Below are 21,609 nucleotides of genomic sequence, written 5' to 3'. Positions count from 1 at the left end.
ATTTAATCCGGTGCTCACTCGCGCAGAGCCGTTCAGGATTAAATAGATGTCCCCTATTGGGTTGTCCGCTGGAGCTGGCCATTCTCATCGGCGGTTGCTTGATGGTTTTACTGTACGCCCGCCCTTTTTTTCGATAAAACGGGTTGTATAAATATTAATAATCGGATTTTCCGAAAATAGACGTTCACCTGCGGGCAAACGTCAGCAACCACGAGCACCCCTTGATGAGATACACACTGCGCCAACTGGAAGTGTTTATTGCGATTGCCCAAAGCGGCAATCTGACCCGCGCCGCCGACCATCTGGCGATGTCGCAGAGTGCTGCGTCATCGGCCCTGAAAGACCTTGAAAACCAGTTCGACGTGCAACTGTTCGACCGTATCGGCAAGCGCCTGCAACTGAACGAACAAGGCCGCCTGCTGTTGCCAGAGGCCATGTCGCTGATGGAGCAGGCCACTGCCCTGCAAAACAATCTGATGCAGCACAACGGCACCGGCAAACTGCGCGTCGGCGCCACCCTGACCATTGGCAACTACATGGCGGTGGGCATGGTGGCGGACTACCTGAAGCAGCACCCAGGTGCTGAAATCGCCCTGACGGTGGACAATACTGAACACATCGTCAGCAAGGTGCTGAACTTCGAGCTGGATGTGGCCATGATCGAAGGTGAAATCAATCACCCCGACCTCGACATCCAGCCCTGGCAAGACGACGAACTGGTGGTGTTCTGCCACCCGGATCATCCATTGGCCAAACTCGAAAGCGCCGATGATCAGGCGCTGGCACAAGCCCAATGGATTTTGCGCGAAGAAGGTTCCGGCACGAGACAAGCGTTTGATCGGGGTATGCACGGTTTGTTGCCGCAACTGACTGTTGCAATTGAGCTGGAGCACACCGAAGCCATCAAGCGCGCGGTGCAGGCTGACCTCGGCATTGGCTGCCTGTCACGCATCACCCTGGAAGACGCTTTTGGGCGTGGTGACCTTTGCGAAGTAAACACCCCTCACCGGGATTTTGGCCGCCAACTGTACATTGTGTTGCACAAGCAGAAGTTCAAAACCGCCGGTCTCGAAGCCTGGCTGAAGCTGTGCGAAAACGTCTGATGCCAGGAGCCTGATAACAAGAGCCTGATAAACCGTACCTGAACCCTATCTCAGTGGGATATGGCTCGACTCATCAACTGGTGCCAACAGCGATCAAAGCACCAGTTGAATACCATGGTGTAAGGCAAAACAATCACAAAGAACGCGATATCCAGCAGCAAGGCTTGCCACCAACTGATCGCCAACCACCAGGCCACCAGCGGCACACAAATACCGATCAGTGCCAGCTCGAACACCATCCCATGCAGCAGCCGATGACGCCAGCGCCAGTCGATCCGCCCTACCTGAACATATCGATCCACCAGCAGGTTGTAAGCCAGATTCCAACTCATGGCGATGGCCGACAGCACCAACGCCAGAGAGCCAACACTCAGCAGCGGCTTGTCGAGTGCCAGCGCCGCAATCGGGGCTAGCAGCAGAATAGCAAACAGCTCGAACAGCAGAGCATGCACAATGCGCTCAGCGGTTTTCGCAGCAGCGGTCGTCATGGTCAATTCCTCCCCCCAGAAGTCATGAGTAAAAGTGATGGGATTAGGTGATAGGATTGCCATGCTCTTTCATTTTTACGATAGTTGAAAAATACCTTCTATCGGTTTTATTAATAGATGAAATACTCTCCCGAAGCGCTCACCGCCTTTGCACTGGCGGCAGAGCTGGGCTCGTTCTCTGCTGCCGCCCGTAGACTGCGCAAGAGCCAATCCACCATCAGCGTTGCCATTGCCAACCTCGAAGCCGACATTGGTTGCCCACTGTTCGACCGCGACGGTCGCCAGCCACGCCTCAATGCCGCTGGCCGTCAGGTGCTGGGTGTCGTGAATACCATCCTGAATGCCAACCAACAGCTGAACGCCCTCAGTGTGCGCCTGGTCGATAACGTCGAATCACTGGTTTCGATGGTTGCCAGTGACCTGTTTCTGCCGCTACTGAACCGCGAACTGCTGAGCCGCTTTGCCGAACACTTTCCCGACACCGAGTTTCGATGCGGGCCGTCCGAGCACGGCGATGTGATTGTGATGATTCAGGAAGATTTTGCGCAGCTGGGGCTTACTGCAAGCCAGCCCCACTACCCCGCCGACATAGCCCACCAGCGGCTGTCGTCCCAGGCGGCATTCAATCTTTACGTCAGCCACAACCACCCGCTGGCGGCCCTGCCGGGTTGCAGCAATCTGGAACTGAGCGCCGAACGCCAGCTGCGGCTGAAAACCTACGCCCCTGAGCCAGACACCAGCACCGGCAACGTCTGGTCAGCGCCGGATTACCTGACGCTGCTGGAGTTTACCCGCATGGGACTGGGTTGGGCTGAACTACCGGATTCTCTGGTTGAACGCTTTGGTCAGGAGCTGACCCGTTTGAATGTGCGCGGCTACCCGCGCACCGTGGCACTGGACGTGATCTGGAGCAGAAACAACGCGCCGGGCGTGGCAGGCCAATGGCTGGTTGATCAGATTACCCGCAACTGAGCTGAGATAAGTGACCGGTGCTGAAATAAGCTAACCAGAAAGGCACTGGGCTGAAATGAACAGAAGCATGCTCTACTTTGCCTCAGACGTGGCGCAACGCTGACACAGGCAGCGGTCGTGATCGGTCTGAAACGCCAGGTCGCGGCCGTTTTCGGAAAACTGCGTGGTCATGCACCAGCAGCTGGAGGCACTTTTGCCTGCCGCCATGGTGCAGCTGTTGGCTTGACCACAGGCTGGGCAAATACTCTCGGGGTCAAAGCGCTCAGGTTCTGTCTTTGCTGCGTCTGTGTTTACTGCACCTGTCTTTACTGAATTTGCAGCAAGCTGCTGACTGGTCTGATTAGTCACAGTGTATTAACTCCCACGACGCTGACCGCCTTCATACCCAGCTGATGGGTTACTCGGACCATACTGCAAACTCATTGCCTCCTGGCTCAACAAAGTGAAAGCGACGCCCGCCTGGAAAACTGAAAATCGCCTGGCTGATTTCAGCCCCAGCCGCTTCTACAGCGACTTGAGTGCTTTCGAGTTCTGCACTGTAGAACACCAGTAAGGGAGCACCTGAAGCCGGCGTTGCAACCTTGTCGCTTTTGAAGAACCCGCCATCCAACCCCTCATTACTGAACGCCGTGTAATCGTCGCCATAATCGGTAAATTGCCAATCAAAGGCGTTGCCGAAAAACGCTTTGGTAGCGGCCAGATCGCGGCTGGCGAATTCGACGTAGTTCAGTTTTCCGTGCAGATGCATGCTGCTCTCCTTATTGGATATTTCCAGCCAAGTGCCGATCAAAGCTCGCCATTGGCCGCCTTGCGAGCTTCAACAAACTGGCGGATCAACTGGCCGGAAATCGACACGGTTCCCGGCGTGTTGGGGAGCTCGTTGTAATGAAACCAACGAGCATCGTCAATTTCGTTGCCATCGATTTCAATCTCGCCTTCGGCGTGTTCGGCACTGAAGCCAACCATCAGCTGTCCCGGGAACGGCCAGCTCTGGCTACCGAAGTAACGCAGGTTTTTCACCCGCACGCTCACTTCTTCAAAAATCTCACGGTGCACGGCCGCCTCGATGGTTTCACCCGCTTCAATAAACCCTGCCAGCGTACTGTAAAAATCGGTGGCGTAACGGGTGTGGTGCGCCAACAGGCAATAGTCACCTTTGGTCACAATGGTGATCACACAGGGGTTGATGCGCGGGTAATAGAACTTGTTGCACGAAACGCAGTGCATGGCGCGTTCGCTGCTATGAGGCTCGGTGGCACTGCCACAGGCACCACAATAGGCATGGTCGCGTGCCCATACGCCCAATTGCAGGCCACGAGACACCGCCAGATACTGGTCTGCCGACAGCGTTGGCAACAGCGCTCTTGGTGCTGCCCAGTTGGCAGCCTTCAGCGCCGGCTGAGCGTCAAGCACAGCAACAAAACAAGGCTGATTGCCATTGGCCATACCCAGAAACAGCGGCGCCTGGCGAACCAGGCCTTCTACACTGGCAAACTGCTGATCAAACTGGGCCTGGGTCCACAACACCAGCAAACCATGACTGTCGGTAGGCAATTCACCATTGGCAATGGTCAGAAACCAGCCGCTGCTGCTCTCTGGTGCCGGTAGCTCGGTGTCCACCAGCTCGAAGGTTGCAATGACACAGTGATTATCAGGCACACAGTCATTATCAGACGCAGATGCCTGGTCTTTGGAAATACTCACACGATCCACCTTATCAGGTCAGTTCGAAGGAAGTCGGTCTCTAGGGGACATCTATTTAATCCTGCACGGCTCTGCGCGAGTGTTGCCGTTGTTCAGTGCAAGGCGACGAATGCAGCGAAATGACGAGTCCTTTTCAAATCGGGCCGCGTAGGTTCATCAACACAGCACTGGGCGGCGGCAACCCGCGCCCTGCGGGGGCTGCCGGATGATCTCGACTCGGTGTCGCCAACTTTTGACTTGACCCGTCAGGCCTGCAAGTCGGCTTCGTGATTCGACACCATCCGGCAGCCCAGAGTGAGCACCGGATTAAATAGATGTCCCCTCTACAACATAACGCTGTGATGGCGTGCCCGCAAATGATCAGGCCGTTGCAGCAAGCAGCCCTATCAACCGGCAGAAACAAAAAAGCCCTGTCCGGGGACAGGGCTTTGATCAGCACTGACTCAGATCGAATCAGGCCAGGTGTTCAACACGGATGCGGGTAATGTCGCCCACAGTGCTGTCCAGCTCGCTGATGGCTTCCAGCGCGCCGTTCATGGTTTTTTCCATAACTCGGTGCGTCAGGATAATGATCTGCGCCAGCTCTTCGGTTTCAGAAGGCTCTTTCTGAATGATGGCTTCAATGTTGATGCCACGCTCGCTCAGAATGGTCGCCACTGACGCCAGTACACCGGTTTTGTCCTGCGCCTGAATACGCAGGTAGTAAGCGGTTTCCACCTCTTCAATTGGCAGTACCTTGTCGTCCTCAATCACGTTGTAAGCCAGGTGATTAACACGGTTGGTCGCATCGGCTTCCAGGGTGCGAGCCAGATCAATAATGTCAGCAACGACGGCAGAGGCCGTTGGACCAGCGCCAGCGCCAGCACCAACGTACAGGGTATCGCCCACAGCGTTGCCGTTCACCATTACAGCGTTCAGAACACCGTCAACCTTGGCGATTGGACGATCTTCCGGAATCAGGGTTGGGTGAACGCGCAGGTCGATGCCTTTTTCGGTCTGACAGCTCACACCCAGGTGCTTGATGCGGTAACCCAGCTCTTCGGCGTATTCAACGTCGTCACGGGTGATCTTGCTGATGCCTTCGGTGTAGCAACGGTTGAACTGCAGCGGAATACCGTAGGCAATGGAAGCCAGAATAGTCAGCTTGTGGGCCGCATCGATGCCTTCAACGTCGAACGTTGGATCCGCTTCGGCGTAACCCAGCTCCTGGGCTTCTTTCAGCACGTCGGCGAAGTCACGACCCTTGTCGCGCATCTCGGTCAGAATGAAGTTACCGGTACCGTTGATGATGCCGGCAAGCCAGTTGATGCGGTTAGCCGCCAGACCTTCACGCAGCGCCTTGATGATTGGAATACCACCGGCAACGCCTGCTTCGTACATCACGGAAACACCCTGACGCTCAGCGGCGGCGAAGATTTCTTCACCGTGCTCGGCGATCAAGGCCTTGTTGGCAGTCACAACGTGCTTGCCGTTTTCGATAGCCAGCATTACCAGCTCACGAGCCACGTCATAGCCGCCAATCAGCTCTACCACGATGTCGATGTCCGGGTTGCGGGCAACGTCAAAAATGTCGGCGGTCACCTCGACGCCAGTGGTGTCACAATTCGGGTTCGGACGACGGGCGCCAATCTGCGCCACAATAATCTCGCGACCCGCCCGGCGTGCAATGTTTTGCGCATTGGTGGTCAGTACATTGTAAGTACCACCGCCGACTGTACCTAAACCACAGATACCAACTTTTACCGGTTTCAAGGTCATCTCCTCTTGAATAAATTGCGGCACGGACTGGCTGACACAAGGTCATTGCCGTTCAACTGGCCGACGTCATCGACTGCCTGCAAATCTCTGCACGGCGCTCGGGCCGGGAAATTTACCACAGGGCCACCACCAAGGGCGATGGCCGCAGACAAAACAAAGCGCCAAAGGCTACTGGAAGGCGGCATCAGGATCAACGATATTGACCGGTTTCGGCCTTATCATCGATCCTGCTTGGTGCCAAGGCCAAGGCTTGTTAACCTCAGCGCTGTTTTCATCACTATTTTGGCAGCTTTCTTATGACGACATCCTTGGTTCTTACGGTCATCGCCGACGACAAGCCCGGCATTGTTGAACATATATCCGCCGTGATTTCCGCCCACAACGGCAATTGGACCGAAAGCCGCATGGCCAGTCTGGCGGGCAAATTCGCCGGTATTATCCACGTTAAACTGGAAGACGAAGCCTACGAGCCACTGATTGCCGATCTGGGCGCACTGGCTGGCAAGGGCATTGAGATTCGCGCCGAACGCGGCAGCAACGACGAAGAAGGCAGCCACCACCTGAACCTGAGCCTGGTGGGCAACGACCGCGCCGGTATTGTCAGTGAAGTGTCGGGCAAGATGGCCAAACTGGGTGTGAACGTGCTGGAACTGACGACCTATTGTTTCCAGGCCGAAATGACCGGTGTCACCATGTTCCATGCCGATGCAGAATTGCAGGTGCCAGACGAACTGGACGACGACGATGTGAAAGAAGCGCTGGAGCAGCTCAGCGACGAGCTGATGGTGGAAATCACACCAGCCTGAGAGCTTCCCGCTTGATAATCAGGGTCTGCCAGCGCACATCGGGGCGCTTGAGCAGATCCGGCTGTTTGCTCCGCCCGCTCACCACTTCAACCTGTAATCCCATGGGTCGCCCCAGCGAGATGATTTCTTCCTTGCTGACCGGATACATTGGCCGCTGACACTCGTTCGGGCCATCCCGCAGTGTCATCACCAGCATGCCGTCTTCGGCCAGTAACTCGATCAGCCGTTTGAACGCCGCCGGACGATGGGCTACCGACAGGTGCATCCACACCGCCGACACCAGCACCAACTGATAACTTTGCCCCTGCACACTGTTTAACGCTGGCAAGGCATCGTTGTGCCAACACAACGAGTCATCGTCCAGTCCCAGTGCCAGGGTTTTGCGGGCAGCCAGCTCGCGCATGGCATCAGCGGGTTCGACCGCCGTTACCTGCCAACCGTGCAAGGCCAGCCACAGCGCATCACGGCCGGTGCCAGCACCAACATCCAAAGCCTTACCCGGATTTGGCAGGCGGCTGGCCCAGTCGTTGTGCAACTGCTCGAATGCGAGCGTGTCGTAGGATTCCGCCAAACGCGCGGCGTGTTTTTCGTAATACGGCACACTGGCCAATGGTGAAGGCATAACTCCCTCGCTCTGAATAGCTGTGCTGCGGAAAGACCGGCACGGCAACTAAAACAGCGCAGGGCCAAACCTCATGCAGCCTGAAAACATTTGGTCGTTTCAGATTGGTCGATTTTTGCGCTCCCCATAAGCGCTGACACCAAATACAAGCCCTACTGACAGTTAAGACAGGTACTAACTGTCAAAACCAACCTGACAGATGTACAGAAGCCCGAGCGACGCCCACAAAAAAGCCGAACCCTGTATCGGGTTCGGCTTTTTTGTTTAGGCAGAAAACCAGCGAGCGATTAACCGCTGTTACGGTTGCGCTTTTTAGCGCCTTTCTGGACTTTTTCCTGCTTGATACGACGCTTGTTGGCCGTACGTTCAACCGCTTCCGCACGACGACGACTACGGTGGCGTACTTCCGTTTTGGTTTCAGCGTACGGGTTTTCGCCCTGACGGAATTCAACCCGAATCGGCGTGCCCTTGATGTCCAACACGCGACGGAAGGTGTTGGCCAGGTAACGCTTGTAGTCTTCCGGCAGGTCATTTACCAGACTGCCGTGAACCACCAGCAACGGCGGATTGGAACCACCCTGGTGGGCGTAACGCAGTTTCGGACGACGGCTACGTACCATCGGAGGCTGATGGCTGGCAACGGCGTCTTCCATAATGCGAGTCAGCATGTTGGTCTGCCACTTGCCCATGGCGGATTCATACGCCTGATCAACAGATTCGTACAGGTGGCCTACACCGGTGCCATGCAGCGCTGAAATAAAGTGCATGTCGGCAAAGGTGAGGAAATCGAAACGACGGTCGATCTCGGTTTTCACGCGATCCTTGTCGTCCTGGGTCATGCCATCCCACTTGTTGATGGCGATCACCAGCGCACGACCGGCGTTCAGCACAAAGCTGAGCATGTGCAGGTCTTGCTCGACGATGCCGGTACGGGCATCCAGCACCAGAATACAGACGTGACAGTCCTGAATGGCCTGCAACGTCTTGATGATGGAGAACTTCTCGGCGGCTTCGCTGATGTTCTTGCGACGACGGACACCGGCAGTATCAATCAAGGTGTAATCCTGACCGTGACGCTCGTACGGAATGTAAACCGAATCCCGGGTAGTACCGGCTTCGTCGTACACCACCACACGGTCTTCGCCAAGGAAGCGGTTTACCAGCGTCGACTTGCCCACGTTCGGGCGGCCAACCACGGCAATCTTGATGCCTTTGACGTCGAGTTCTTCGTGAACCACTTCCTCAAGGTTACCGTCTTCGTCTTCATCCCAAACGTAGTTCCATTCGTCCAGGTCGGCTTCCGGTTCTTCCGGCTTGCCGTGCAATTCTTCCATCACGTACTCGACCAGCGCGGTGACGCCACGGTTGTGGGCCGCTGCAATCGCCAGCGGCTCGCCCATGCCGAGTTCGTACATTTCGCCCAACACAACGTCCGGGTTTTTACCGTCGATCTTGTTGGCAACCAGATACGCCGATTTGCCGCTTTTACGCAGATGGTTGGCGATCACGCGGTCGCCTTCCAGAATACCGGCGTTGGAGTCCACCATGAAGAAAACAATGTCTGCTTCCTGAATGGCCTGATAGCTCTGGTGAGCCATGGCCTCATCAATGCCTTCTTCCTCACCGCTGATACCGCCGGTATCAATAACGATGAATGGATAGTCGCCGACCTTGCCTTCGCCGTACTTACGGTCGCGGGTCAGGCCCGCAATCTCCGCCACCAGCGCATCGCGGGTTTTGGTCAGACGGTTAAACAGAGTGGATTTGCCAACGTTCGGTCGACCTACCAATGCAATGACAGGAACCATGAAATACCTCAATAAATACAAAAGGGGAGCGTTTGCTCCCCCACACATTCAGACAGCTGAACCCAGTGTATCAGGAGTCTGTATCGTCCTGCGTCAGCAGCATGATGTCACCGTTATTGGTGTACACCAGCAAACCTTCCGCAGTGGCTTGCAGCGGGCTGTAGGCACCGAAGTGCTGGCCACGCAGACGACGCCACCGGGTCGCTTCTGACTGATTAGGGTAGCTGACGTGCAGCGCATTCGGAACCAATGACAAGCGCGATGTAATCTCGCCGTCAATTTGGCTCAGCAAGTAGATGTAACCGTCGGAATCGACCACGGCCAACTTGCCATCCCATGCTTCAACTGCGCCCAGTTGTTTGCCTTGCAGGCTTTTCTGCGTCCATACCGGGTTGCCGGAGTAAACGTCAAACGCCTGAACAGAGCTGTCGTCCAGCGTCAGGTAGAGGTTACCCAATGCCATCGCCGGACTGGTGTAGCTGGAGGCATCCTGTTCCCAACGGGTTTCACCGGATGCGCTCAAAGCGGCCATTTTACCGTGGTAGCTGGCAGCGTAAATCAGCTGGTTATCGACCTGAACCGTACCGTCGGAATCGACCAGACGTTCCAGCTCAGAACGGCCTTCTGGTGTCGCCAGACGCTTTTCCCAGGACGGAACACCCAGACGAGCATCAATCGCAACCACCTTGCCGTTAGCCAAACCGGTAACCACGGCTCCGCCAACAACCACCGGACTGGCAGTACCACGCACTGACAGAATCGGCATGGCGGTTTCATAGGACCAACGTTGGGCACCGGTTGCCAGGTCAAACGCAGAAATACGGCCATCAATGGTATGAACGTAGGCTTTGCTGCTGTCAAAACCGGCCGGAGACACGGCTTCGCTGCTCAGCGGCGCTTGCCAGATTTCTTCGCCGTTGTTGCGATCCAGACAGTGCAGCACACCGTTGCGGGTTGCCACAATCAGGTACTGGCCCTGCACAGCAACGCCAGCACCAATGTCATCGTCGAGCGTGACTACCCAGTCGGCGTCGCCGCTGGCCAGCTCCAATTGGGCAATGCGGCCATCACGGCTCGCAATATACAGTTTGTCGTCCACCACCGCTGGCGCAATACGGGTGTAGTGAGATCCCACACCCTGCCCCACGCGAGTACGCCATTCAACCGACAGGCCGTTGCTGCCAACGTCCACCGAAGTATCGATTACGGTGCTGTCGTCTTGCGGTTGCTCGGGTGATGATGAACAGCCAGCCAGCAGTACAGCTGCGGCCAGCAGGCTTGCGCGAATCAGCATCAGGCGTCCTCAGCAGCAACCAGGAAGTCGGCCTTGCGCTTCAGTGGCTGGGTATCCAGACCCAGCTCGGAAGCTGAATCAATCGCCGCCAGGTAGGCTTCACGAGCCGCGCCCAGATCGCCTTTGCGATACAGCGCATCGCCTTTCACTTCCAGATACTGGGAAGCGTAAGCTGGGTCTTCAACGGTGCTGACCAATGCAATGGCAGCGTCAGTATCGTTCAGTTCCACCAGTACGTTGGCCAAACGAACCTTGGCCATGTACTTGATCGGCGCTTCAGCACTGTCGACCAGTGTACGCAGTTCCTTGGCAGCGCTTTCCATGTCGCCGTTATCGGCAGCAAAGCGGGCCAAAAACAACGAACCAAACTGGCTGTAGGTAGAACCGTCGAAGTCTTTCTTCAACTGCTCTGCCAATGCCACTGCTTCCTGTTGCGCTGCAACGTTGGAACCCGACTGGGCCAGTGCGGCTTGCTCGGTCAGCTGCGAATAAATCTGTGCAGCAGCTTCACCGGTTTGCTGCTGTTGGGTCTGGTAGAAATCCCAGCCAATCCAGCCGCCAGCAACGATTACGACCGTCGCCAACAGGCTCTTGCCGTTCTCTGCCCACCAGTTTTTCAGCATTTCTGCCTGTTCTTCATCCGTACGCAGTTCAGTCATTGCCTGACGTCCCCTTTTCCAACGTTTTTAATTTAGGTTTGGTTGCCGGATCGCCTCAGCGATCACAGCATATTGTCTGCCAACCACGCAGCCAGTTCGGCCTGCGGGATGGTTTGCTGTTCGGCTTCGCCACGCAGATCTTTCACCGCAGCGGTACCGTCAGCCAGTTCAGTTTCGCCCAGCAGCAGTGCGTAGCGAGCACCGCTCTTGTCGGCTTTTTTCATCTGGCTCTTGAAGCTGCCACCGCCGCAGTGCGTTTGCACGCGCAGCCAGCCGTTGTCTTCACGCAGCTTGTCGGCCAGCAGCAAGGCGGCCAGGTCAGCGCCTTCACCCAGCGCGCAGATGTAAACATCCACCGTCTGGTGTACTTCCGCCGGAATCACGTCAAGGGTTTCCAGCATCAGGATCAGACGCTCAACCCCCATGGCGAAACCCACCGCTGGTGTGGCCTTGCCACCCAACTGCTCGACCAGACCGTCGTAACGGCCACCGGCACACACCGTGCCCTGGGAACCCAGTTTGTCGGTTACCCACTCAAACACCGTCTTGTTGTAATAATCCAGACCACGCACCAGACGCTGGTTGATTTCATAACCCACACCGGCGGCATCCAGAATGGCGCGCAGTTTGGCGAAATCGGCGGCGGATTCTTCATCCAGGTGATCGTGCAGCTGAGGCGCGTCTTTCAACAGAGCCTGAGTGTTCGGGTCTTTGGAATCCAGTACCCGCAGAGGGTTGGTTTCCAGACGACGCTGGCTGTCTTCGTCCAGCTGATCCTTGAACTGGCTGAGGTATTCCACCAGCGCTGCGCGGTATTCCGCACGTGCGTCGTTGGAACCCAGCGTGTTCAGCTGCAAGGTAACAGAATCGGCGATGCCCAGTTGCTTCCACAGACGAGCCGTCATCAGGATCAGCTCGGCGTCGATATCGGCAGAGCCAATACCAAAGGTTTCTACACCAATCTGGTAGAACTGACGGTAGCGGCCTTTTTGAGGATTTTCATACCGGAACATCGGGCCGGTGTACCACAGACGTTGGGTCTGGTTGTACAGCAGGCCGTGTTCTTCACAAGCGCGTACACAGGACGCTGTACCTTCCGGACGCAAGGTAAGGCTCAACTTGTTACGGTCGTCAAAGGTGTACATCTCTTTTTCAACGATGTCGGTCACTTCACCGATGGAACGCTTGAACAGATTGGTCTGTTCAACAATCGGCATACGAATTTCGTTGTAACCGTAGCCTGCCAGCAGCTCCTTGACGGTACCTTCCAGGTACTGCCACACCGGGCTTTGGGTTGGCAGGATGTCGTTCATGCCTTTAACGGCTTGGATTTTCTTGCTCATATTCTTCTCTTTACCGACCCGCTTATTCCGCAGAGGCGTCGGTTGCAATCATGTCTTTGCGTTGTTCGTCCAGCTCGGCAGCACGCTGACGAATCAGGGCTTCCAGTTCATCGACCAGGTTGTCATTGCCCAACTTGGTCGCGGGCTTGCCGTCGATGTAGATCAGGTTAGGCTGACCACCGGCCAAACCAACGTCAGTTTCTTTCGCCTCACCCGGGCCGTTCACCACACAGCCGATCACGGAAACATCCATATTGGTACGGATGTCTTCAACGCGGGTTTCCAGCTCGTTCATGGTTTTGATCACATCAAAGTTCTGACGTGAACAGCTTGGGCAAGCAATAAAGTTAATGCCACGGGAGCGCAGTTTGAGGGACTTCAGCATGTCCCAGCCCACTTTCACTTCCTCAATCGGGTCGGCCGCCAGCGAAACACGAATGGTGTCGCCGATGCCATCCCACAACAACAGGCCCAGACCGATGGACGACTTCACAGTACCGCCGCGCAAACCGCCGGCTTCTGTGATGCCCAAATGCAGCGGCTGTTCAATCTGACTGGCAATTTGGCGATAAGCCGCCACCGTCATAAAGATGTCGGAGGCCTTCAGACTCAGTTTGAAATCCTGAAAATCGAGCTTGTCGAGGATATCAATGTGGCGCATGGCGGATTCCACCAGTGCCGCAGGCGTCGGCTCGCCGTATTTTTTCTGCAGCTCTTTTTCCAAGGAACCGGCGTTAACACCGATACGGATTGGAATGCCATTGTGACGGGCAGCATCAACCACCGCACGCACACGATCATCACGGCCAATATTACCCGGGTTGATACGCAGACAGTCTGCACCCAGATCGGCCACTTTGAGGGCAATGCGGTAGTCAAAATGGATGTCGGTAACCAGCGGGATGTTCACCTGCTGGCGAATCTTGCCGAAAGCATCGGCCGCTTCCATCGAAGGTACGGACACACGCACGATGTCCGCACCGGCATCCTGGGCACGCTGGATTTGCGCCACGGTGGCGTCCACGTCCAGCGTGTCGGTGTTGGTCATGGTCTGAATGGAGATAGGCGCATCGCCGCCCACCGGCACATCACCGACCCAGATTTTACGGCTCTTACGACGTTTGATCGGATTTTCAAAGTGCATCTGTCAGTCTCGCTTGTGCCTGAACCTTAACCCTGAGCCCCAGCGAGGGACTCCTGATACAGGCGATATTCTGTCGATTTCGGATAATCCTGCTTGAGGATGGCCGCCAGTCGAACCACTTGTCCCATGTTCTGGAAGATGGTCGCCAGTCGAATACCCAGCCAGGCGCTGTGCGCCGTGTGCTTGAGGGTGCCCGCCTGAGCCATGCGGTCGAGGCGGTTGAAGTATTTGTTGGAATCGTCGTAACGCTGGGCTTCAAACAGCAAGGTGGAAATATTGGCCAGCGCTTCGGCGTTGTATGGTTCCAGACGCAAGGATTGGCGGTAGCTGTCAGTAGCCTTCACCGGCATGCCTTGCAGGTAGAAGTTCCGCGCCAGGTCGTTGTAGGCACGGGCACGGCCTTCATAGTAACGATCACCAGCGGCAATTTTCAGCCATTCTTCGGCTTGCTGGTATTGCTTCAGCTGAGTGTACAAACGGCCCAGGTGGTGTTTGGCCGCGCTGAAGTCGCTGTCGTAGGCAACTGCTTTCTTGAGGAATTCTTCCGCCAGGTCGAATTCCCCTTCGCTTTGCCACAGCAAGCCCATGGCGTCGTTGGCCGGGGCGTAGGTGGCATCGATGCTGAGTGCTTTTTGCAGACGTTTACGAGCCAAGTCCGGACGATCTTTCTGCAAGTAGCCGTAACCCAACTGGGTGTAGTTTTCGACGGCTTTTTCCGGGTCCTTGTTCTTTTGCAATCGACTTTCGGTCACTGTCACACAGGAAGTCAGCGCTGCCAGCAAGGTGAACAGCGTCAGATGTTGCAGGATTTTTCCGAGTTGTCTCATGCCTGAGTAGCCTTATTGATTGGAATCCAGTTGAACAGCCTTGATGTACTTGGCGCTGCGTCGGGTACGGTCGGCAACGCGACCTACCAGCTGACCACAGGCCGCATCAATATCATCGCCACGGGTCGATCGAATGGTCACGATGTGACCTTCATTGATCAGGTGATCGCGGAAACGGTACACGCGATTATTACTTGGGCGCTTGTAGCCGGAATTCGGGAACGGGTTGAACGGAATCAGGTTGATCTTGCACGGCACCTGCTTCATCAGCTCGGCCAGCTGCTCGGCATGTTCCATGGTGTCGTTCACGCCTTCCATCATGGTGTATTCGATGGTGGCCTTGCGACGGTCCGGCAGCTTGGACAGATAGCGGTTGGTCGCCGCGATCAGCTCTTTCAGCGGGTACTTCTTGTTGATCGGCACCAGCTCGTTACGCAGTTCATCGTTCGGTGCGTGCAGGGATACCGCCAGCGACACGTCAGTGACGTCGCCCAGCTTGTCCATCATTGGCACCACGCCTGAAGTACTCAGGGTCACACGGCGCTTGGACAGGCCATAGGCGTTGTCGTCCATCATCAGGTTCATGGCGTCGACCACGTTATTGAAGTTCAACAGCGGTTCGCCCATGCCCATCATCACAACGTTGGTAATACGACGCTCACGACGTTCACCGGGCTCGTGGAAGCTCATTGCCGCTACATATACCTGGCCAATGATCTCGGCCACGGTCAGATCGCGGTTAAAGCCTTGCTTACCGGTGGAACAGAAAGAGCAGTCCAACGAGCAACCAATCTGTGAGCTAACACAGAGGGTGCCGCGTTCTTTTTCAGGGATATAAACCGTCTCGATGGAGCTGCCGCCAGGCATGCGCATCACCCATTTACGGGTGCCATCGGATGAGATGTCTTCGTACACCACTTCAGGCAGAGCGATCTCGGAGATCTCGGCCAGCTTGGCGCGCAAGCCCTTGCCCATGTTGGTCATCTTTTCAAAATCCGCCTCGCCGTACTGATGAATCCACTTCAGCATCTGCTGGGCACGGAATTTCTTTTCGCCGATGCTGGCAAAAAATTCTTCCATTTTGGTTGGGGATAATCCCAGCAGATTGATTTTTTCTGAGGCTTCGGTCATCGAACAAGTTACCTGGCTTGGTGCTTCCCAGCAGAGGTTGATTTTGAAAAGAAGGATGAGGGCAATCCGCCCTCATCAGCTAATACGGCAAGCCGATCTTAGCGAGCGCAGATTTCGTCTGCAGCGAAGAAGTACGCGATTTCACGTTCTGCAGAAGCAGCGGAGTCGGAACCGTGAACAGCGTTAGCGTCGATGCTTTGAGCGAAGTCAGCGCGGATAGTGCCTTCAGCCGCTTCTTTAGGGTTGGTAGCACCCATCAGTTCGCGGTTCAGAGCGATGGCGTTTTCGCCTTCCAGAACCTGAACAACAACAGGACCGGAAGTCATGAAACCAACCAGATCCTTGAAGAAAGGACGCTCTTTGTGCTCAGCGTAGAAACCGCCAGCTTTTTCGTCGTCCAGACGTACCATTTTAGCGGCAACGATGGACAGGCCAGCTTTCTCGAAACGAGCCAGGATTTCACCGATTACGTTTTTGCCAACTGCGTCTGGCTTAACGATGGACAGCGTGCGTTCAACAGCCATGTGTATGCTCCAATTCTATAAATAAATTCAGGGTTAAAAATCCGGCGGATTATACGCACGTTTTTACCAAAGTTGTACGCACCAAATGACACCCGGCACAGTATTTCCGGCGCTTTGTGTCGCTTTTGCAGCAGATTACCCTGAACCAGCGTTTACTTTCGCAACAGCCCGATCACACGGGTAACGGTTTCGATGGCAAAGTCGATGTCTTCTGCAGTGGTAAAGCGACCCAGACTGAAGCGCAAACCGGCATGAGCCAGTACGTCAGAACGGCCAATGGCCTTCAGCACATACGACGGTTCAACACTGGCCGAGGTACAGGCCGAACCGGACGACACCGCGACTTGCGCCAGCGAAGCCAGCAGAATTTCGCCATCCACACCTTCAAAAGACAGGTTCATATGGGCCGCGGTGCGCTGCTGCGGATGACCGTTCACATGCACACCACCCAACGCCAACATGGCCGCTTCGAGCTTGTCACGCAGCGCACGAATACGGGCTTCTTCTTCAGCAAACTGCGCTGTAACCAACGCGGCGGCTTCGCCCATACCCACCAGCTGGTGAGTTGGCAGAGTGCCTGAACGCATACCGCGCTCATGGCCACCGCCGTGCATCTGGGCACTGACGTGGGCCAGCGGCTGGCGTCGAACGTACAAAGCGCCAACGCCTTTCGGGCCATAGAATTTATGCGCCGACAACGACACCAGATCGGCCTGCCAGTCGTTCACATTGCAAGGAATCTTGCCCGCGGCCTGAGCGGCATCGACATGCAGCAGCGCCGGGTGATTTTGCAACAACGCGCCAATAGCGGCGATGTCGGTCACCGTGCCCAGTTCGTTGTTCACCGCCATCAGGGTGACCAGCACGGTGTCGTCACGCAGCGCGTCTTGTACTTGCTCGGGGGTGATCAAGCCGTCGGCGTCCGGGCTCAGTAAGGTTACGCCCACACCCTGGCTTTCCAGCCACTTCAGTGTGTCCAGAATCGCCTTATGCTCGATGCAGGAACTGATGATGTGACATTTCTGTTCAGGGTTGTGACTGCGGATGTACTCCACCACTCCTTTCAGTGCCAGGTTATCGCTTTCCGTCGCACCAGAAGTCCAGACGATTTCGCGCGGGTCAGCGCCCAACATATCGGCCACCTGACGACGGGCCTTTTCAACCGCCGCTTCGGCCTGCCAACCAAAACGATGGGAACGGGAGGCCGGGTTGGCAAAGTTGCCATCCAGAGTCAGACATTCGGTCATGGCTTGCGCGACCGCCGGGTCGACCGGTGTGGTGGCGGCATAATCCAGATACAGGGTTTTCATGGTGCTTCCAAATCAAAAAAGGCAGAGGGGTAACCACTCTGCCTGTTATTCGGTTGGCCCTGCCCTGCGTGTGCGAAAACTCACGGCAAAGCGAGGCGAGTCGTTCTTAACTGCCTACGGCGTCGGATAACAGGACATCAATGCGGCTGGCGGAGTGTTCATCCTGACGTTTGGCGGTTTGCTGCACCTCCCGGCGCTCAATCAGCTGCTTGAGGGTGATGTCGGACAGGAAGTCGTGAATCTGATCGCTCAGGTCCAGCCATAAATGGTGCGTCAAACACTCCAGGCCTTCCTGACAGTTTCCTTGTTTCTGGCAACGAGTAGCGTCCATGGATTCGTTCACCGCATCGACGATCTCGGCCACATTAATGGCGTCCTGATCGCGGCTGAGTTGATAGCCGCCGCCGGGGCCACGAATACTGGACACCAGACCGCAGCGGCGCAGCCGGGCAAACAGTTGCTCGAGGTACGACAGGGAAATACCCTGTCGACCTGAAATATCATTGAGACTTACCGGGCCGCCTTCGGCATGGATGGCCAGATCGAGCATGGCGGTCACCGCGTAACGGCCTTTGGTTGTCAGTCGCATGGAAAAATCCTCCGAATTGGTCGGGATTATCTTTATTTCCGACCAATTCAGTCAACATTAAAGCCGTTGATCCATGTCTCTTTACACAGTACTTGCATCACAATTTGTCAGCATCGGCCTCTTTTGTTTCAGAGTCGGAACTGTGTTTGCTGTCAGCAACAGAACCACGAGCAACATTCGCGTCTTTCTCCGTCGCTACTTTATTGGCCTGCGCATCCATATCACTGAGGCTGACAAAGTCTTCACGAGCCAATTCCGGCAAGGCGTCATCGCAGTTGTGAATACCGGCTTCACCCATGGCCTTGCACATGCGGTCAATCTTGTTATCCACCGCTTCCATGTGCTCCATCATGTTGTGAATCGAGCGGGCAATCGGGTCTGGCATATCGCTGGACATACCGTAAGCATCGAAACCCAGCTTCTCGGCCATACGTACTGCCGCCGCTGGCACTTCTTTCTTCTGGCCATTAACACGCACAATACGGCCCGGAATACCCACCACAGTGGCACCTTCCGGCACGGCTTTGGTCACCACCGCGTTGGAACCGATACGGGCATCCTTACCCACCACAATCGGGCCAAGCACCTTGGCGCCAGCACCCACAACCACGCCATCATGCAGGGTTGGGTGACGCTTGCCCTTGTTCCAGCTGGTGCCGCCAAGGGTAACGCCATGATAAAGAGTGCAGTCGTTACCGATTTCTGCGGTTTCACCAATCACCACGCCCATACCGTGGTCAATAAAGAAACGCTGGCCAATGGTGGCGCCAGGGTGGATTTCCACACCGGTAACCCAACGACTGAACGTAGACAGCAAACGCGCCAACCATTTGAAGCCACGACACCAAAGTGCATTCGCCATGCGGTAGTGCAGAATGGCATGGACGCCCGGATAGGTCGTCAGCACTTCAAAGGTGTTGCGGGCGGCCGGATCGCGTGCGAATACGCAGGCCACATCTTCACGCAGTTGTTTAAATATCAAGGCGGTTTCCTCTTGCTTGCTGCCTTTCAGTGGGGAGTCCGACGGGATTACTAAGCGTCGTCGCCATCGGCCCGGGATTGCTGACTGGTTTTCAGCTTGTCGGCTTGCTGCCGAACCGATGAAAACATGCCACGCAGAATATTGATTTCCATGCGATCCGGTTCAGCGCGCTGAAACAGTCGACGGATACGGGTCATCAGTTGCTTCGGTGTATTGGGGTCAAGGAAGCCAATATCAACCAGCGTCTGTTCAAGATGCTGAATCATACCGTTCAACTCTTTATGCGTCGCTGGCGGATGATCCCAGTCGACGCCCCAACGCTGCCCCATCACCGGAGCCGATTCGGACTGCACATTGCCGCCCAGCGCCTGTTCAGCCTCCATCGCTGCCAGCCGCATTTCGTAGCACAGCACCTGAATCGCCTGCGCCACGTTCAACGAAGAAAAGCTTTCTTCGGTAGGAATGTGTACGTGGGCATGGCACAGGTGCAGCTCTTCGTTGGTCAAGCCGCGGGACTCGCGCCCAAACACCAGGGAAATACGCCCGCCCGCCTGCGCTACCGGAATCACACTGCCACCCAACTGGCGTGGCGACATCAACGGCCACGGAATATGACGGCTACGGGCACTGGTACCCACCACCAACACAGAATCGGCAATGGCGTCTTCCAGCGTCGGTACAATGCGCACCCGCTCCAGAATGTCGTCGGCGCGGGAAGCACGGGTGACGGCTTCTTCATCCACTGCCGCAATCGGGTCGACCAGCACCAATTGACCAATGCCCATGTTCTTCATGGCACGGGCCGCTGCACCAATATTGCCGGCGTGCGTGGTGTTCACCATCACAATGTCGATGGCATCCAGCAGATTCATGCCTTCAAAACGGGTAACGGTGGCGTCTTCGGCGGCAGCGGGTGACGGTGTCTGGTCGCTCAAGTGGCTTTCCTTCGGTGGCTGGCAGGGTAAAAACAAATCGACGAAATAATTCGAGGCGCGAAAGTGTATCAAACAGGCATCGACACGCACCACCATCCTGATATAATTACCTGTTCCCCCGTTCTTTAAGAGATAGTTGTCGAAATGCAGCCAATGGTAAATCTGGCTCTGCGTGCTGCACGCAATGCCGGTGAAGACCTGGTCCGCCGCCTGGACCGTTTTGATTCTTCACAAAGCTCCGATCAGGAAAAAGCAAAGTTCATCGCCGATTGCTCCATCGGTCTGGAAAAAGCGATCATCTTTGATCTGAAAAAATCCTACCCGGAACACAACTACAAGGGCCGCGAAACCGGTCTGAACGCTGGTGATGAAAAGCAGCCTGAATGGTCTGTCTGTGTTATCGACGACATCGCTAACTTCCGCGTGGGTATTCCAACCTTCGCCATCATCATTGCCTGCAAGATCAACGGCAAAACCGAACACGCCATCATCACCAACCCGCTGAACAGTGACGAGTTCACTGCTTCCCGTGGCCGTGGTGCGCAAGCCAACAACCGTCGTATCCGTGTTGGCAACGTAAACACCCTGGCAGACGCCATGGTAGGTTACACCCAGCCATCCGGTGTGGGTGAAGACGCCTACGCCCAGCGCGAACGCCTGATGAAACTGATGAGCACCAGCTACGACCTGCGCAACATTGGCTCCAACGCCTTGTCCCTGTGCTACGTAGCCGCCGACCGCTTCCAGGGTGCCCTGCTGAGCAACATCGACGAGTTTGCCCTGCAAGCCGGTGGCCTGATTGCCTCCGAAGCTGGCGCACTGGTTTCTGACGTTACTGGCCAGCCTCAGCTGAAGCCAGGTGCAAACATCGCTGTCTGCAACCCACGCCTGCTGAAAAGCTTGCTGCAAGGCTGATAAGTTCTGAACGACAGCTGCCACCAGCCAAACCCGGCTGGCTGAATGGCAATTCCTGAACCAGACTGATGACTAACAGTCTGTTCAGGAGACAGCCATGATAGCCAACCTGATGTATTTGCTGCAGCTGATCGGGGAACCCCAGCTTTGCGACCAGCAAAGCCTGCATAAAAGCCTGCCGTAACGGCGGGCTTTTTTGTGGGTGGTGGTTGGGAGGGCTGCTTGGATTTTGCAGTGAAACTAGGGCGACGCAAGGCCTGAAATCAGCAGATCAACATTCTTTTGGCATCCCTGTGTTACTCAAATCAGGAATTTTCCAAATCCCGATAGCACCCCGGCACAAAGCGAGGGGTACAAATAGCCAGAAATACCAGATCCTGTTCGCCGTCATTGCGAATCTGTTGCGGACAGTCGGCAGGAATCACCACTACATCCCCAGCCGCAAGACGCCTGGTTTCACCATCAATGGTGGCGATGCCACTGCCCGACTGGATCAGGTAACGCTCTGTGGTATCCGTCAGCGAATGCAACCGGGTTTGTACGCCCGGCTGCACCCGGGCGCGAGCAATGGAACACTCGCTGTCTGCCGGGTCGTTGAGGTATTCAAGGATGTGGCAGCCTTCAACGAAGAAATACTCGTCTTCGGCGGCGGTGTTGAAATACTGCGGTGTGGTAAGCATCCTTTACGCTCCTGA

The 21,609-nt window shown here is 55.8% G+C and carries 23 protein-coding genes; 4 read left to right on the top strand and 19 right to left on the bottom strand.

Annotated features, from left to right (window positions below):
• The first annotated feature begins 224 nt into the window (after positions 1–224).
• Complete coding sequence (locus ACXADJ_RS03095) at positions 225–1,103, top strand: LysR family transcriptional regulator (protein WP_475062968.1); 879 nt, start codon at positions 225–227, stop codon at positions 1,101–1,103.
• A 50-nt stretch (positions 1,104–1,153) separates the two neighbouring features.
• Here the strand turns inward: ACXADJ_RS03095 and ACXADJ_RS03090 are convergent, their stop codons facing one another.
• Positions 1,154–1,591: a PACE efflux transporter gene (locus ACXADJ_RS03090; protein WP_475062966.1), complete on the bottom strand. Its 438-nt coding sequence runs from the start codon at positions 1,589–1,591 to the stop codon at positions 1,154–1,156.
• Between the two features lie 117 nt (positions 1,592–1,708).
• Here ACXADJ_RS03090 and ACXADJ_RS03085 point away from each other — a divergent pair, with 117 nt between their 5' ends.
• Complete coding sequence (locus ACXADJ_RS03085) at positions 1,709–2,563, top strand: LysR family transcriptional regulator (RefSeq protein WP_475062964.1); 855 nt, start codon at positions 1,709–1,711, stop codon at positions 2,561–2,563.
• 72 nt (positions 2,564–2,635) lie between these two features.
• Here the strand turns inward: ACXADJ_RS03085 and ACXADJ_RS03080 are convergent, their stop codons facing one another.
• The 4 genes from ACXADJ_RS03080 to ACXADJ_RS03065 form a co-directional block, all read right to left on the bottom strand.
• Positions 2,636–2,911 (bottom strand): cysteine-rich CWC family protein, encoded by a 276-nt coding sequence (locus ACXADJ_RS03080; RefSeq protein WP_475062962.1) that lies wholly within the window; start codon positions 2,909–2,911, stop codon positions 2,636–2,638.
• 49 nt (positions 2,912–2,960) lie between these two features.
• Positions 2,961–3,311 carry a VOC family protein gene (locus tag ACXADJ_RS03075; RefSeq protein ID WP_475062958.1) on the bottom strand — a complete coding sequence of 117 codons (351 nt, stop codon included), beginning with the start codon at positions 3,309–3,311 and terminating at the stop codon, positions 2,961–2,963.
• A 38-nt stretch (positions 3,312–3,349) separates the two neighbouring features.
• Positions 3,350–4,267: an NAD(+) diphosphatase gene (gene nudC, locus ACXADJ_RS03070; RefSeq protein WP_475062955.1), complete on the bottom strand. Its 918-nt coding sequence runs from the start codon at positions 4,265–4,267 to the stop codon at positions 3,350–3,352.
• Between the two features lie 453 nt (positions 4,268–4,720).
• A complete protein-coding gene (locus tag ACXADJ_RS03065) occupies positions 4,721–6,019 on the bottom strand; it encodes a homoserine dehydrogenase (protein WP_475062952.1) in 1,299 nt (432 codons plus the stop codon).
• 302 nt (positions 6,020–6,321) lie between these two features.
• Between ACXADJ_RS03065 and ACXADJ_RS03060 the strand changes: the two genes are divergently transcribed.
• Complete coding sequence (locus ACXADJ_RS03060; protein ID WP_028294482.1) at positions 6,322–6,831, top strand: glycine cleavage system transcriptional repressor; 510 nt, start codon at positions 6,322–6,324, stop codon at positions 6,829–6,831.
• Here the strand turns inward: ACXADJ_RS03060 and ACXADJ_RS03055 are convergent.
• From ACXADJ_RS03055 to ACXADJ_RS02995, 13 genes are all read right to left on the bottom strand, one after another.
• On the bottom strand, positions 6,818–7,453 hold the full coding sequence (locus ACXADJ_RS03055) for a class I SAM-dependent methyltransferase (protein WP_475062949.1): 636 nt from the start codon (positions 7,451–7,453) through the stop codon (positions 6,818–6,820). The two genes, ACXADJ_RS03060 and ACXADJ_RS03055, sit on opposite strands and share 14 nt — an antisense overlap.
• A 287-nt stretch (positions 7,454–7,740) precedes the next feature.
• Positions 7,741–9,261, bottom strand: coding sequence for a ribosome biogenesis GTPase Der (der, locus tag ACXADJ_RS03050; RefSeq protein ID WP_475062945.1), 1,521 nt, complete (start codon positions 9,259–9,261; stop codon positions 7,741–7,743).
• A 70-nt stretch (positions 9,262–9,331) separates the two neighbouring features.
• Entirely contained in the window at positions 9,332–10,555 is a 1,224-nt protein-coding gene (gene bamB / locus ACXADJ_RS03045; RefSeq protein ID WP_475062942.1) for an outer membrane protein assembly factor BamB, read from the bottom strand.
• Complete coding sequence (locus tag ACXADJ_RS03040; RefSeq protein WP_475062940.1) at positions 10,555–11,214, bottom strand: YfgM family protein; 660 nt, start codon at positions 11,212–11,214, stop codon at positions 10,555–10,557. The genes bamB and ACXADJ_RS03040 overlap by 1 nt, the downstream gene beginning before the upstream one ends.
• A gap of 62 nt (positions 11,215–11,276) precedes the next feature.
• The gene (gene hisS / locus ACXADJ_RS03035) at positions 11,277–12,557 is read right to left on the bottom strand and encodes a histidine--tRNA ligase (RefSeq protein ID WP_475062938.1); all 1,281 of its coding nucleotides are present in this window, start codon (positions 12,555–12,557) and stop codon (positions 11,277–11,279) included.
• Between the two features lie 22 nt (positions 12,558–12,579).
• Positions 12,580–13,701 (bottom strand): flavodoxin-dependent (E)-4-hydroxy-3-methylbut-2-enyl-diphosphate synthase, encoded by a 1,122-nt coding sequence (gene ispG, locus ACXADJ_RS03030; RefSeq protein ID WP_028294487.1) that lies wholly within the window; start codon positions 13,699–13,701, stop codon positions 12,580–12,582.
• Positions 13,702–13,727: 26 nt separating this feature from the next.
• On the bottom strand, positions 13,728–14,528 hold the full coding sequence (locus ACXADJ_RS03025; RefSeq protein WP_028294488.1) for a tetratricopeptide repeat protein: 801 nt from the start codon (positions 14,526–14,528) through the stop codon (positions 13,728–13,730).
• Between the two features lie 12 nt (positions 14,529–14,540).
• Entirely contained in the window at positions 14,541–15,659 is a 1,119-nt protein-coding gene (gene rlmN / locus ACXADJ_RS03020; RefSeq protein WP_475062934.1) for a dual-specificity RNA methyltransferase RlmN, read from the bottom strand.
• Between the two features lie 98 nt (positions 15,660–15,757).
• A complete protein-coding gene (gene ndk / locus ACXADJ_RS03015; protein WP_475062931.1) occupies positions 15,758–16,183 on the bottom strand; it encodes a nucleoside-diphosphate kinase in 426 nt (141 codons plus the stop codon).
• Positions 16,184–16,335: 152 nt separating this feature from the next.
• Complete coding sequence (locus ACXADJ_RS03010; RefSeq protein WP_475062928.1) at positions 16,336–17,493, bottom strand: aminotransferase class V-fold PLP-dependent enzyme; 1,158 nt, start codon at positions 17,491–17,493, stop codon at positions 16,336–16,338.
• Between the two features lie 106 nt (positions 17,494–17,599).
• A complete protein-coding gene (gene iscR / locus ACXADJ_RS03005; RefSeq protein WP_475062926.1) occupies positions 17,600–18,082 on the bottom strand; it encodes a Fe-S cluster assembly transcriptional regulator IscR in 483 nt (160 codons plus the stop codon).
• Positions 18,083–18,179: 97 nt separating this feature from the next.
• A complete protein-coding gene (gene cysE / locus ACXADJ_RS03000; protein ID WP_475068110.1) occupies positions 18,180–19,061 on the bottom strand; it encodes a serine O-acetyltransferase in 882 nt (293 codons plus the stop codon).
• Between the two features lie 53 nt (positions 19,062–19,114).
• Positions 19,115–19,999 carry an RNA methyltransferase gene (locus tag ACXADJ_RS02995; RefSeq protein WP_475062924.1) on the bottom strand — a complete coding sequence of 295 codons (885 nt, stop codon included), beginning with the start codon at positions 19,997–19,999 and terminating at the stop codon, positions 19,115–19,117.
• A gap of 144 nt (positions 20,000–20,143) precedes the next feature.
• Between ACXADJ_RS02995 and ACXADJ_RS02990 the strand changes: the two genes are divergently transcribed.
• Complete coding sequence (locus ACXADJ_RS02990; protein WP_475062922.1) at positions 20,144–20,914, top strand: inositol monophosphatase family protein; 771 nt, start codon at positions 20,144–20,146, stop codon at positions 20,912–20,914.
• A 305-nt stretch (positions 20,915–21,219) separates the two neighbouring features.
• Here ACXADJ_RS02990 and ACXADJ_RS02985 read toward each other — a convergent pair whose 3' ends face one another.
• Positions 21,220–21,594, bottom strand: coding sequence for a cupin domain-containing protein (locus ACXADJ_RS02985; RefSeq protein WP_475062920.1), 375 nt, complete (start codon positions 21,592–21,594; stop codon positions 21,220–21,222).
• Positions 21,595–21,609 lie beyond the last annotated feature (15 nt).

Source organism: Oceanobacter sp. ABM4_470, from assembly GCF_056158645.1.
The sequence above is the reverse complement of the archived record's forward strand: the minus strand, read 5'-3'. Positions and strand labels throughout refer to the sequence as shown.

Excerpts from the sequence above, each read along its gene's own strand:
- iscR (WP_475062926.1), bottom strand. The coding sequence starts at position 18,082 with ATGCGACTGACAACCAAAGGCCGTTACGCGGTGACCGCCATGCTCGAT.
- ACXADJ_RS03095 (WP_475062968.1), top strand. The coding sequence starts at position 225 with ATGAGATACACACTGCGCCAACTGGAAGTGTTTATTGCGATTGCCCAA.
- ACXADJ_RS03075 (WP_475062958.1), bottom strand. The coding sequence starts at position 3,311 with ATGCATCTGCACGGAAAACTGAACTACGTCGAATTCGCCAGCCGCGAT.
- bamB (WP_475062942.1), bottom strand. The coding sequence starts at position 10,555 with ATGCTGATTCGCGCAAGCCTGCTGGCCGCAGCTGTACTGCTGGCTGGC.
- ACXADJ_RS03060 (WP_028294482.1), top strand. The coding sequence starts at position 6,322 with ATGACGACATCCTTGGTTCTTACGGTCATCGCCGACGACAAGCCCGGC.
- hisS (WP_475062938.1), bottom strand. The coding sequence starts at position 12,557 with ATGAGCAAGAAAATCCAAGCCGTTAAAGGCATGAACGACATCCTGCCA.
- ACXADJ_RS02985 (WP_475062920.1), bottom strand. The coding sequence starts at position 21,594 with ATGCTTACCACACCGCAGTATTTCAACACCGCCGCCGAAGACGAGTAT.
- ndk (WP_475062931.1), bottom strand. The coding sequence starts at position 16,183 with ATGGCTGTTGAACGCACGCTGTCCATCGTTAAGCCAGACGCAGTTGGC.
- der (WP_475062945.1), bottom strand. The coding sequence starts at position 9,261 with ATGGTTCCTGTCATTGCATTGGTAGGTCGACCGAACGTTGGCAAATCC.
- ACXADJ_RS03025 (WP_028294488.1), bottom strand. The coding sequence starts at position 14,528 with ATGAGACAACTCGGAAAAATCCTGCAACATCTGACGCTGTTCACCTTG.
- ispG (WP_028294487.1), bottom strand. The coding sequence starts at position 13,701 with ATGCACTTTGAAAATCCGATCAAACGTCGTAAGAGCCGTAAAATCTGG.
- ACXADJ_RS03090 (WP_475062966.1), bottom strand. The coding sequence starts at position 1,591 with ATGACGACCGCTGCTGCGAAAACCGCTGAGCGCATTGTGCATGCTCTG.
- ACXADJ_RS03010 (WP_475062928.1), bottom strand. The coding sequence starts at position 17,493 with ATGAAAACCCTGTATCTGGATTATGCCGCCACCACACCGGTCGACCCG.
- ACXADJ_RS03055 (WP_475062949.1), bottom strand. The coding sequence starts at position 7,453 with ATGCCTTCACCATTGGCCAGTGTGCCGTATTACGAAAAACACGCCGCG.
- ACXADJ_RS03040 (WP_475062940.1), bottom strand. The coding sequence starts at position 11,214 with ATGACTGAACTGCGTACGGATGAAGAACAGGCAGAAATGCTGAAAAAC.
- ACXADJ_RS02990 (WP_475062922.1), top strand. The coding sequence starts at position 20,144 with ATGCAGCCAATGGTAAATCTGGCTCTGCGTGCTGCACGCAATGCCGGT.
- rlmN (WP_475062934.1), bottom strand. The coding sequence starts at position 15,659 with ATGACCGAAGCCTCAGAAAAAATCAATCTGCTGGGATTATCCCCAACC.
- ACXADJ_RS03085 (WP_475062964.1), top strand. The coding sequence starts at position 1,709 with ATGAAATACTCTCCCGAAGCGCTCACCGCCTTTGCACTGGCGGCAGAG.